The sequence below is a fragment of the Ilumatobacter sp. genome (genome assembly GCF_039969435.1).
Taxonomy (GTDB): Bacteria; Actinomycetota; Acidimicrobiia; order Acidimicrobiales; family Ilumatobacteraceae; genus Ilumatobacter_A.
The window spans coordinates 1-12,199 of sequence record NZ_JBDVNU010000038.1; the positions used below are offsets into that span (position 1 = coordinate 1).

Genomic DNA, 12,199 nt, shown 5'->3' on the forward strand with positions numbered 1-12,199 from the left:
GCCTCGAGCACGGTGACCCGATCGACCGCCACCGCCCAGCCCCCGACCGATCCCCCACCACCCCCACCACCGGCGCCCCCCGCGCTTGCGTTGCCGCCGGCGCCACCGCCGCCTCCGCCACCGCCGGGTGCGAGCCCGGCGCCCGTGCCCGATGCACCCCCGCCGCCACCGCCGCCGCCCGATCCGGCCGAACCGTCGTCGCCGGCGTCTCCCGTCGCACCGACGGGCACCGTGTCGTCACCGTCGAACAGTCCGACCCCTCCGTCGCCACCGCCCCCGCCGTCACCCTCCTCGCCGCCGAGGCCGGGGCCCCCGTCGTCTCCACGATCCTCGCCGCCCCCTCCCCCGTCGTCACCCTCCGCGTCCGCACCTGCACCATTCGACGCTCCGGGGGCACCGTCACCGCCTGCCTGCGACCCGTCGTCGTCATCGCCTGCGACACCACCCGCGCCGGCCTCGTCGCCGTCACCGTCGGCTCCCGAGCCACCCGGGGACACGTCCGATCCGCGCGTGGGGCTCACGCCGTCACCCCCTCGTCCGCCGTTGACGGTCGAGCGCTCGACGCGGAGCTCACCCGTGTCGACGGCGAGGATCCCGACGCTCGTTCCGGCGACGCCGATCTCGGGGTCGTCGTCGTCGCTCGTTCCGTTGCCAGCGTCGCCCGAGACGATGCGGCTGTCCTCCACGGTCACCGTCTCGGCATCCGCCACGCGCACACCGATCGATCGCCGCCCAGGTTCGGCCGACGCCGCGGTGAGGTCGATCGCCGAGACCCGTCGGTCGCCGTCTCCCTCGACGATGATGCCGACCGACGCAGCATCGATCCGTGCACGCACGGCGCGATCACGGTTCCAGTTCTCGTCGAAGCCGCCGTAGAGGCTCGTGCCGGGTCCGAGCAGGATGGGGTCAGCCTCGACGTACGTGCCGACACTCCGCACGTACAGGTCGGCGCCGTCCGACGCCATCGCCGCCGCGACCGCGAGGGACCTCAGGGGCGACTCCATGGAGCCGTCACCTGCGTCGTCGCCGGTCTCGGCATCGACGAAGACCGTCGCATCGGCCTGCTCGAACACGCGCACCGTGAGTGCATCGACGGCCTCGGGCGCCGTGGCAGCGCGGTCTCCGCTCGACACGACCAGTTCGAACTGCAACGTCACGATCTCGTCGGGTGCGCCGAACGACACCGCGCGACCCCCCAGTGCTCCGACCCCCGCCGTCACGTCGGGTCCGCTGATCTGGCGCCACGTGACATCGTCGTCGCCTGCGCCCTCGGTCACCGTCGACGCCTGGAGGGTCACGACCGATCCGGCGTCGACGTCGAGGTCGGGACCGGCGTCGGCCGCCGCTCCGACCGGTGGCGGAAGCGTGGTCGGCGCGGACGTCGTCGTGGACGACGTGGTGGTGGTGTCGACAGCGGAGGGGGCGGACGTCACCTCGGGGGTCGACACCTCGGCGACGGCACCCGTCCCGCCCGAGCGAGACGCCAGGAATGCGACGCTGCCGATGAGCAACACGATCGCCGATGCGACACCGAGGCCGATCAGTGCGTTGCGTTGGCGCCGTTGCGAGTCGAAGTCGGGCGGCGGCCGCCGTGCGGGATCGGTCCAGTTGACGCCGCGCTCGGTCGACGCCGAGGGGCGGGCCGGGTGGGTCGGAGAGTTCGGGTCAGACATCGCAGATCATCTCTGAGCAGGGACGATAGTCATCAACGAGCTCGACTCGAGGTCAGCTCGACCTTCAGGCGAGGTGGCCGCGCAACATGCCGAGCGCCGTGATCACGGCGAACTGCCGCATCTGCTCGCGCTGGCCGGGGAGACGCACGTGGCGCACGTCGTCGAAGCCCGGCCCGACCATCGCGACCCACAGCGTTCCAGCCGGCTGGCCGTCCTGCTCGGCCGGCCCGGCCACACCCGTCAGCGACAGCGCCACGTCCGCACCCAACGCCTCGCGCACCCCGTGCGCCATCTCGCGCGCCGCCGATTCCGACACGACCGGCCCATCGGACACTCCGAGCAGGTCCTGCTTGATCCGTGTCGCGTAACTGACGATCGACCCCACGAACACGTCGCTCGATCCGGCGATCCCGGTGAGGCGGGCACCGACGAGGCCGCCGGTGACGGATTCCGCGGTCGCGAGGGTGAGACCCCTCTTCCGGCACAGGTCGAGCACGACGGACTCCATGGTGTCGCCGTCCACCCCGAACACGAGGTCACCGAGTTCGGTGCGCACCCGGGCCTCCCAGCGGTCGAGCAGATCGACGCACGTCGCGACATCGGCCGCCTTGGCGGTGAGACGAACCTTGAGCCCTTCCCAGCCGGACGCCAGGAAGGCGAGCGTCGGCGTATCGGGACCCTCGAGTTCGTCGATGATCGCGTCGAGCCGTTCGTTCAGGCCGCTCTCGGATTCGCCCCAGGTACGCAACACACGACTCACGATCACGTCGGTGGTGCCACTTCGGGCGAGCAGGTCGGGGATGATCGCCCGGTGCACCATCTCGCGCATCTCGTGCGGGACCCCGGGTACCGCGTAGACCACCTTGTCGACACCGGCGACGCTGACCGGGCAGATCAGGCCCGGTGCGGTGCCGCGGGTCTGCGCGATGATCGACGCTCCCACCGGCACCATCGCCTGACGCAGGTTGTTCGCCGACATCGTGCGGCCTCGCGACACGAACATCGCACGGATCACCTCCGCGACCGCATCGTCGAGCACGAGCTCGGAGCCCATCACGGCGGCGATCGCGTCACGGGTCAGGTCGTCGTGGGTCGGGCCGAGCCCGCCACACACGATCACCGCGTCGGCGTCGGCGAGCAGTCGACGGAGCTGCACCTCGATGCGCCCGACGTTGTCGCCGACCTTGACCTGCACGAGCGAGTCGATCCCGCGGGCGGCCAGCTCCTCGCCCATCCACGCCGAGTTCGAGTCGATGATCTGACCGAGCAGCAGTTCGGTACCGACCGCCAGGACGGCGACGTTCATGCGACGGACTCCGCCGAGGCCGCTGCGGCGACGCCGACGGGACGCTGCGAGTACCACAGGTACTGCACACCGCTCACCAGCGTGAGCACCACTGCGATCCACAGCAGTGACGTCCACGTCCACGTGGCGTCGAGCGCAGTGAGCGGGAACAGGGCGAATGCGACGGAGAACTGCTGGACGACGGTCTTGTACTTGCCGAGCTTGCTGGCAGGAACGCTGACGCCGCGGCCACTCTTGACGATCCGGTACCCGCTGATCGCCAACTCGCGTACGGCGATGATCGCCACCGGAACGACCCAGTAGATGCCGTGTGCGACGAGGGTGAACATCGCTCCGAGCACGAGGACCTTGTCGGCCAGCGGGTCGAGGAACGCGCCCACCGCGGTGGGCCCGCGACGCCGTGCGATGTACCCGTCGATGCCGTCACTCGAGCACAGCACGAACCAGAGGAAGAACGACCACCACGATCCGGTGCCGTCCTCGGGGATCGCGAGGAACACGAGTGGTGCGAGCAGGATCCGCGTCGTGGTGATCGCGTTCGCCCAACTGTTCAACGACTCGACCATCAGCCCACCCAGGCACCGGCGTCGTCGAGGTCGGTCTGCATCTCCTCGAGGTCGTCACTGTCCAGATGGGCGAGATCGACGCCCGCTGCCACCAGGTCGGGGCCCAGCGCGTCGACGATGTCGACACGCACCAGGTCACCCTGCACGAGGTCGTGAGGAAGGTGGATCACTCCGTCGATCTCGGGCGCTTCGAGGTGGCTGCGACCCACGCCGGGAGCGTCGACCAACACCTCCAGCGTCGTTCCGATCAGCGCATCACGCCGCGACGCGGTGATGTCGTCCTGCATCTCCCGGAGTTCGACGAGGCGACGGTTCATCAGGTCGGCGTCGACGTGACCGTCGAGGCCGGCCGCGTACGTGCCCTCCTCGTCGGAGTAGGAGAAGAACCCGCACCAGTCGAGTTGGGCGCGTTCGACGAAGTCGAGGAGTTGGTCGTGGTCTTCCTCGGTCTCACCCGGGTAGCCGACGATGAAGTTGCTGCGGAACGCTGCGCTGGGCTCGCGCTCGCGGATGTCGGAGATCCGGTCGAGGAAGCGTTGCCCGTCGCCCCACCGCCGCATCCGGCGCAGCAGCGGCTTCGACACGTGCTGCAGCGACAGGTCGAAGTAGGGCACCCCGGTGCGCAGGATCGAGTCGATCAGGGCGTCGGTGAGGTCACTCGGGTACAGGTACAGCAGTCGGACTCGATCGGCCTCGGCGGCCACGGCGTCGATCAGCGGAACGATCGAGCCCGCCCCCAACTCGTCGGGCCGGTCCTTGCCGTAGGACGCCAGGTCCTGAGCCACCAGCACGATCTCGCGAGCCTCGGTCTGTCGGACCTCGTCGACGATCGAGGACACGTCGCGGCTGCGCTGGGGCCCCCGGAAGCTGGGGATCGCGCAGAAGCCGCACGAGCGGTCACAACCCTCGGCGATCTTCACGTACGCCCACGGCGACGCCGACTTCGGGCGAGGGAGGTTGAGCAGGTCGAACGCGGGAAGAGGCACGCTCGACACCGGGATCAGCTTGCGACCCGCCGCAGCGCCGACCGGGACCTCGGTCCCGTCCCGCTCGACGGGCACGAGGTTGAAGGCCTGACCGAACCCGGCCACCTGGTCCACCTCGGGCAGTGCCTCGGCGAGTTCGTCGCCGTAGCGTTCGGCCATGCAGCCCGTGACGACGAGTCGGCTGCCGTCGCGCCGTTGCTCGTCGAGCGCCAGGATCGTGTCGACCGACTCCTTGCGAGCGGTGTCGATGAACGCGCACGTGTTGACCACCACGAGGTCGGCGTCGGCGGCGTTCTCGGTCGCCGTCATGCCGTCGGCGAGCAGCGCTCCGATCAGTTTGTCGGAATCGACGTCGTTCTTGGGACAGCCGAGCGTCTCGACGTAGAAGCGCTGCACGCCAGCACGCTACCGCTCCGGGGAGCGCCGAACCGGTCCGTCGCCTCTCGGTTCACTGGTGTGCGAGGCGCAACCCGGCTCGGGGCCATCGGATGGACACCAGCCGACCGGTGCTCGACAGGGTGATGTACGCGGTTCGCAGGTCGTCACCACCGAAACAGATGTTGGTCGTCAGGACGTCGCCCGTCGCATGATGTTCGACGCGGGAACCGTCCGGTGACACCGCGGTGATCCCACCGTTGATCAGCGTCGCGACACACACCCACCCCTCTGCGTCGACGGCGAGCGAGTCGAGCAACTGGTGGCCGGGCAGACCGTGCAGAACGAGCGTCGGATCGAGCGGAGGGGACGCTGCGAGTTCGCCGACCGCCGAGACCGTACGGCGGAAGATCCGTCCGGTGTGGGTCTCGGCCCAGTACAGGGTCGAACCGTCGGGCGACAGGCCGATGCCATTGGGTGCGTCGACCGGGAACACGACCTCGCGGATCTCCGAGCCGTCGACGCGTGCGTACAGGATCGACGACATGTCGCTGGTCCGAGCGACACCGTCGCGGATGCCGTGGTCCGTGAACCAGAAGCCGCCCTGGCCGTCCATCACGATGTCGTTGGGTGCCCGCAGCGGGCGGCCGGCACATTCGGTGTACAGATCCGTCACGTCGCCGGTGTCGACGTCGACGCGCTGGATCCGGCCGCCGATGTAGCGCCCGGAATCGAAGTGACCGGGGAACGTGAGGCCCATGACCTCGGCCGGTGTGAAGCATCCGCCGTTGTTGCACAGGTAGATCGCACCGTCCGGACCGAGCGCTGCGCCGTTCGGTCCGCCGTCGATCTCGGCGACGGTCTGCGTCGACCCGTCCGGAAGCACCCGTGTGAGACGCGGACCGAACATCTCGACGAGGATGACCGACCCGTCGGACATGGCGATCGGGCCCTCGGGGAAGGCGAGACCGTCGGTGATCTCGATCAGCTCCGGGGTCAGCGTGACGGTGTCGGGCACGGGCTCCATCGACACAGCTTCGTCGGTCCACCCGTGCCGATCGTGACCGGAGTCGATCCGGTGCGTGTGCTCAGACCACCGTCGAACGGAACTTGGCCATCAGGTGGGCTCCCGCCGTGATCGGTTCGTACCTCGGGCGTTCACCCTCGGCGGTGATGCACTCGATGCGGGCGTCCCAGTCGGCATTGTGGAAGAAGGGCATGGTGAGGCGCCGGCGAGCATGTCCACCGTGCGGGACGACGACCCGGTGCATGGTGGAACGCCAGCGGTCGTTGCTCCACCGCTGCATCAGGTCTCCGAGGTTGACGACCAGGGCGCCGTCGGGCGCGACGACGTCGACCCACTGCCCCGGCGACGTCTCCACCTGCAGTCCCGGTTCGGCGTCGAGTCGCAGGATCGTCATCGTGCCGTAGTCGCTGTGGGCGCCGGCGCGGAGTCGACCCGCCTCGGGCGGCCGATCGAGGGCCGGGTAGTGGGCGAGACGCAGAGCCGACCCGTGTCGAGCGACGAACGGTGCGAATCCGCCGTCGTCGAGTCCGAGTGCCAGGGCGAAGGCGTCCATCAGCGTGGCGGCCAGCTCGGCCATCGCCTCGTGGTACGCGGTCAGGATCGGTCGCAGTTCGGGCATCGCCGACGGCCACGGGGTCGGTGACCACACGTCGCGCTCGTCGGCGTCGATCATGTCCGACGTCGGTCGTGGCGGGTCGCCCACCGGGCCGACGTTGTAGGTCTCCTTGAGGTCCGGGGCCGCCTCGCCACCGAGCGAGCGGTTCAGTGCTTCGGCGGAGAACGGCGAGTACCCGTACGGAGCGCTCGGCTCGACCTTCGCAGCGCTCATCCGATCCTCGAGCGACAGGTCGAAGAAGTCGAGTGCTGCTCGATGCGCGGACTCGACCGTCGCGTCGGGAACGCCGTGGCCGGTGACGGAGAAGAAACCGATCTCCCGGCACGCGGCGTCGACCTCGGCGGCGACGGACCTCCTGTGCCGGGTTCCGCCGCCGACGAACCCGTCCAGGTCGATGATCGCAACGCTCACCGCACCGACGCTACGACGACCGGGGCGATCGAACCGACTTCCGCCATGCCGAGAAGCTCGACACGCTGCCGCCCGACGGGCGACACAACCACGGCCACGGGTGGCGCACGAGTCGGTCGTCGTGCTCGCGAGCCCGCGCGACCCGAGCGACGTGGCCGGGAACGGGCGCGTGGGTGACGGCGGCAACTCGGTGGCCGAGCGCGTCGACCGGGTCCCCGAGATGGAGTTCGACGCTTCGATGGAGCGCGATCTCGGCGAGGGTCTCGGTGAGGAACACGAGCCGCTTTGCCGACAGCTGCAGTCGTGCGAGCAGTGCACGGTCGAAGGTGAACACCACGGGCAGGTCGGGGTTCGCCATCAGTGCCGGATCGTCATCGCCCAGAGACTCCGCCGTCAGCCACACGACCTCGGGGTCGCGGTCGCCCGCCACCTCCGTCGGCCCCGTCAGGTCCGGGGTGGACGGTGGTCTCGCTCCACCGCCGAGGAACTCGGGATCGTCGGGCCACCCCTGGATGGGGCACCGTTCGCGCAGTGCGCACCCGGCACACAGCTTCGGTGCGCGCTTCTCCACCTGCCATCGGCTGAAGCCGTAGTGCTTCGACGACCCGACACCGGTGGTCCACTGCCAGCCGAGGCGATTGGCCGCACGCGAGCCGTCGAGAAGATGGGTGAAGAACGCGTCCTCGCCGTCCTGCCAGGCCCGACCGTTGCGGACCGCCCAGTCACTCGACAGCCACATCCTCGTCTGGTTCACGAGCCACCCGTCGCGTTCGAGCTCGCCGACCGTGGCCTCCATGCACGCCATGTCGCGATTCCATCCCTCGAGTACCGCGCCGTCGGCCACATCGGTGGCTCGCACCAGTTCCCTTCGGACCCCGTGCCGGGTCCCCGTGCCGTGGCGTGCGTACCAGTGGCGTGCGAACTCCTGCCACAGCAGTTCGTCCCGGAACTTGCGGACATCTCGTTCGGGGCCGCCGGCGACGTGATCCCAGACCCGTCGCAGGGGCAGCAGACCGTGGCGGATGTACGGGGACAGCGCCGACGCCCCGCGCCGGGACTCCGGGAACACGTCGTTGCGGCGACTCGCGTAGCGGGCCACCTCGAAGGCCGCCAGGGCCGCGTCGGCGGCGGCCTGCCCACCGCGGAAGCGTTCGGAGCCGACGGGCTCGTCACAGAACAGACCGACGAGATGATCGGACACCATCCGTTCGGCGGCTTCGCGTCCCGGCTCGGGAATCGGGAGACGGTTCGTCGATTCGGCCACGTGGACCAGTCTTCCCCGAGACGTCGATGCGCTACCCCTTCGTGCCTCGACTCGAGGAGCAGTTCGACCAGACCGGAGTCGATCGCGACCTCCGTGACGAATCGTCTCGGCCAGGGGCATGGACTCGTCACGAATCGTCTCGGACCGGATCGATGGCTCCGTCACGAATCGTCTCGGACTCGATCGACGGATCCGTCACGAATCGTCTCGCACGCCTCGAGAGGCACGTGACGAATCGTCTCGACGGCCGTGGGGCGAACGGGTTCTCCCAGGTCATCGGTGGTTCACCGCAACCCGAGACGATTCGGAACGTACGGACCCAGAACACCGCGAGACGATTCGGAACGGGCTGACCGGGCGGGTCCGAGACGATTCGGAACGCACGGACCCAGAGCACCGCGAGACGATTCGGAACGCACGGACCGGGCAGGTCCGAGACATTTCGGAACGCACGGACCCAGAGCATCGCGAGACGATTCGGAACGAGCGGACACGGCGGGTCCGAGACGATTCGGAACGCACCCTCCCGGACCTGGCGCAGGCCGTCAGGGTCGGCGACGTCGGAGGCGGATGGGACCCTTCGCGTTCGACGGATCGACGACCCGTCCCTTCTGGGTGATCTCGATCTCGCCCGACGCGACGAGGCGGCGGGCCGCGCGACGGGCAGGTTCCATCAGCGCTCGCCAGTCGTCCTCGTCGGCCCCACCCACGGCACTGGCCGCCTCGGACGGACAGATCGTCGCGTCGCCGGCACGACCGGCGAGCAGGTCGAGGATGGATGCTTCGAGCGCCCGGTCGGTGTCGTCGAGTCCCGACCGGCGACAGGCATCGGAGCAGTACCGGACATCGTCCCAGTCGCGCTCCCACTTCTTGCGCCACTCGATCGTGCGGCCGCAACACGCACAGGTCTTGGGCTCGCGCTGCACACCGCGCTGAACGTGACGACCGGTCGACATCAGGCGGCGAAGCGCTCCAGCGTCGCCGCACCCGACGCATCGGTCCGATACACGAGGACGAGGTCGCCACCGGCAGGGAGCAGGTCCGACGCCACTTGCACGCTGTCGTCGAGGCTCACCGCGACGTGCACGTTTCGATCCGCCGGCACCTCGAAGTTCACCCGGCCCCAGTAGACCGGGAACTGGCGACCGTCGACGTGGACCGTGGGCGAGATCCTCCGCTGGAGCATTCCCGTCATGGCGAACGGTCCCATGTTCCCGATCTCGAGCTCGAACGTGACCACTCGTCGAGCACCCGTGTGCCACTCGACGTACGGCACGACTGCCGGCGAGACCACCGGGGCCTCGTTCGTGATGGACGGAGGCGCCGCAGCGGGTGGCGGCGAAGCCGGCGGCGGCGGTGTGTCGGACGACGCCATGTCAGAGTTGGCCGTTCTGCTGGAGCAGTTCGAACTCCTCGACCGTCATCAGCACCGCGCGCGCCTTGGACCCTTCACTCGGCCCCACGACGCCGCGGGTCTCCAACAGGTCCATGATGCGACCCGCCCGGGCGAAGCCGACCTTCAACTTCCGTTGCAGCATCGACGTGGAACCGAGTTGGCTGCGGACGATGAGTTCCATCGCCTGGCGCATCATCGCAGTGTCCTCGTCCTCCTCGCCCGCCGAGAACGCGTTGGCGTCGGAGGTGACGTCGAGACCCGACGCATCGAAGGCCGACGCTCCCGGAGCGGGAGGCGTGAGCGCCGGCGAACTCATCGCGCTCGGCCCATCGGACCCGGACTCGTCACCGGCCTCGATCTCGGCCGACGTGATCACCTCGGGCGCCTGGGCCTTCCAATGCGACACCACTTCGCGCACCTCCTCCTCGGTGATGAACGCGCCCTGGATGCGGTTGGCGACCGACGAGTTGCCGGGGAGCAGCAGCATGTCTCCCTTGCCGACGAGCTTGTCGGCACCGGGCTGATCGAGGATCACGCGCGAGTCGGTGAGCGACGACACGGCGAAGGCCATGCGTGCCGGGATGTTCGCCTTGATCACGCCGGTGATCACGTTCACCGACGGACGCTGTGTGGCCACGATCAGGTGGATGCCCACCGCACGTGCCTTCTGGGCGATGCGGGTGATCGACTCCTCCACGTCGCGCGCGGCCACCATCATCAGGTCGTTCAGCTCGTCGACGACGACGACGATGTACGGCATGTGCTCGTAGACCGGCGGCCCGTCGGGGTCGGTGCCGGGCGGATCGTCGATCTTTCCCGCTGCGAATGCCTTGTTGAACCCGCCGATGTCGCGGTAGCCGACTTCGGAGAGGACGTCGTAGCGACGCTCCATCTCCTTGACCGCCCACCCGAGGGCGTTGGCGGCCTTCTTCGGGTTGGTCACCGGCTGGGTGAGCAGGTGCGGCAACTTCGCGTACTGACCCATCTCGACCTGCTTCGGGTCGATCAGGATCAGGCGGACGTCGTCGGGAGTGGTGCGCATCAGCAGCGACGTGATGATGCAGTTGATCCCGGACGACTTGCCCGCGCCGGTGGCACCGGCGATCAGCATGTGCGGCGTGGAGGCGAGGTCGAGCATGACCGTCTTGCCTTCGATGTCCTTGCCCACCGCCACCTCGAGCGGGTTCGTGGCGCGCTGCGCCTCTCCCGAGGCGAGCAGGTCGCCGAGGGCGACGAGTTGACGCTGATGGTTCGGCACCTCGACACCGATCGCCGACCGGCCGGGAATGGGCGCGAGGATGCGCACGTCGGTGGCCGCCATCGCGTACGCGATGTCCTTCTGGAGGTTGGTCACCTTGGAGACCTTGACACCGTGGCCGAGCTCGAGCTCGTAGCGCGTGACGGTCGGTCCGACGGTCATGCCGATCAGTTCGGTCTCCACGTTGTGGGAGGCGAGCGATTCCTGCAGCGTGTTCCCGCGCTGCTCGATCGCCTTGATGTCGATCTTCTTCTCGCCCGGCTGCAGCAGGAACTTCATCGGCGGGAGCACCCAGTCGCCGACCTGTGCGCCGTCGGGGCTGACCCTGTCGCCCTTCGACGAACCCGTTCGGACCGTCGGCTTGGCCGTGCGCTTCTTCGGCGCGTCGCCGACGCTCACTCCCCCGTCGGACTCCACGTCGTACAGCGGCGGCCCCGACGCGAGCGCCTCACCGGTGATCGACGTGGTCGGAACACCTCGTGGAGGCGTCGGGTCCTCGTCGACCTGGTCGAACAGGCGCGCCCGCTGCTGCTCGCGACTCTCGTCACGGTCGCTCGACAGCGTGGTGATGTTGCCGAGTCCCGAGCGCGCCGCACGCCCCACGGGCCGCAGCACCGCGTTGAGGAAGCCGCCGGTCTGCTGGGCCATGGTGCGCAGCGACGTCTGGGTGATCAACATGAGCGATCCGCCCAACAGGGCGACCAGCACGACGACAGCGCCGGCCGTTGCGATGCCGGCCATCAACGGCTCGGCGATCCCCGCGCCGATCCAGCCGCCCCAGTCGCCGAAGCGGTCGAACCCCTCGGCGTCGGCGTCACGTCGCACGACGTGGACCAGACCGAGAACGGACACGGTGACGACGACCCACGCGACCGCCAGACGTGCCGGGCTCGACGAACGTCCTCGACGCACGAACGCGACGCCGACGCCGCCGAGCACCGGCGGAACGGCGAACCGTCCGAGACCGAAGAACCAACCGAACAACGTCTCGACTCCGCGCCCGATCGGACCGGCGAGGTCGAGGTAGATCGCCAACCCGGCAAGGACGGCCGCTCCGATCAGGCCCAGCCCGACGAACTCGTCGCGTCGCCGATCCACGTACACCCCGGCGGACTCGTCCCGCGACATCACCCGTGTCGGCTCGGGCGGGGTGGCATCGCGGACAGAACCGTTGCGACCGCCACCCTCGGTCCGGCTCGTACGTGACGTGCGCGTTCCGGGGTCGACCTTGGTCGACCGCTTCCCCGACGACTTCGCTGCTGATTTCTTCGGCGGCTTCTTGGCCGACGGGCCCCACGTAGACATGACCCCGTCACCGTAC

At 69.1% G+C, this 12,199-nt stretch carries 10 protein-coding genes; all 10 read right to left on the reverse strand.

What is annotated here, in order from left to right:
• Nucleotides 1-1,673 (reverse strand): hypothetical protein (locus tag ABJK40_RS21235; RefSeq protein ID WP_348510393.1); only part of this gene is annotated, 1,673 nt, incomplete at its 3' end.
• A 64-nt stretch (nt 1,674-1,737) separates the two neighbouring features.
• Nucleotides 1,738-2,979, reverse strand: coding sequence for a competence/damage-inducible protein A (locus tag ABJK40_RS21240; protein WP_348481992.1), 1,242 nt, complete (start codon nt 2,977-2,979; stop codon nt 1,738-1,740).
• Nucleotides 2,976-3,545, reverse strand: coding sequence for a CDP-diacylglycerol--glycerol-3-phosphate 3-phosphatidyltransferase (gene pgsA, locus ABJK40_RS21245; RefSeq protein ID WP_348481994.1), 570 nt, complete (start codon nt 3,543-3,545; stop codon nt 2,976-2,978). Before pgsA ends, ABJK40_RS21240 begins: the two co-directional genes overlap by 4 nt.
• A complete protein-coding gene (gene rimO / locus ABJK40_RS21250; protein ID WP_348481996.1) occupies nt 3,545-4,927 on the reverse strand; it encodes a 30S ribosomal protein S12 methylthiotransferase RimO in 1,383 nt (460 codons plus the stop codon). The genes pgsA and rimO overlap by 1 nt, the downstream gene beginning before the upstream one ends.
• A gap of 52 nt (nt 4,928-4,979) precedes the next feature.
• Complete coding sequence (locus ABJK40_RS21255; RefSeq protein WP_348481998.1) at nt 4,980-5,933, reverse strand: SMP-30/gluconolactonase/LRE family protein; 954 nt, start codon at nt 5,931-5,933, stop codon at nt 4,980-4,982.
• 61 nt (nt 5,934-5,994) lie between these two features.
• Nucleotides 5,995-6,960: a 2-oxoglutarate and iron-dependent oxygenase domain-containing protein gene (locus ABJK40_RS21260; protein ID WP_348481999.1), complete on the reverse strand. Its 966-nt coding sequence runs from the start codon at nt 6,958-6,960 to the stop codon at nt 5,995-5,997.
• Between the two features lie 10 nt (nt 6,961-6,970).
• On the reverse strand, nt 6,971-8,224 hold the full coding sequence (locus ABJK40_RS21265; RefSeq protein WP_348482001.1) for an FAD-binding domain-containing protein: 1,254 nt from the start codon (nt 8,222-8,224) through the stop codon (nt 6,971-6,973).
• A gap of 545 nt (nt 8,225-8,769) precedes the next feature.
• Nucleotides 8,770-9,180 (reverse strand): DUF2256 and DUF3253 domain-containing protein, encoded by a 411-nt coding sequence (locus tag ABJK40_RS21270; RefSeq protein WP_348482003.1) that lies wholly within the window; start codon nt 9,178-9,180, stop codon nt 8,770-8,772.
• Entirely contained in the window at nt 9,180-9,518 is a 339-nt protein-coding gene (locus tag ABJK40_RS21275; RefSeq protein WP_348482005.1) for a hypothetical protein, read from the reverse strand. Before ABJK40_RS21275 ends, ABJK40_RS21270 begins: the two co-directional genes overlap by 1 nt.
• Nucleotides 9,519-9,600: 82 nt before the next feature.
• On the reverse strand, nt 9,601-12,183 hold the full coding sequence (locus ABJK40_RS21280) for a DNA translocase FtsK 4TM domain-containing protein (RefSeq protein ID WP_348482007.1): 2,583 nt from the start codon (nt 12,181-12,183) through the stop codon (nt 9,601-9,603).
• Nucleotides 12,184-12,199: the final 16 nt, after the last annotated feature.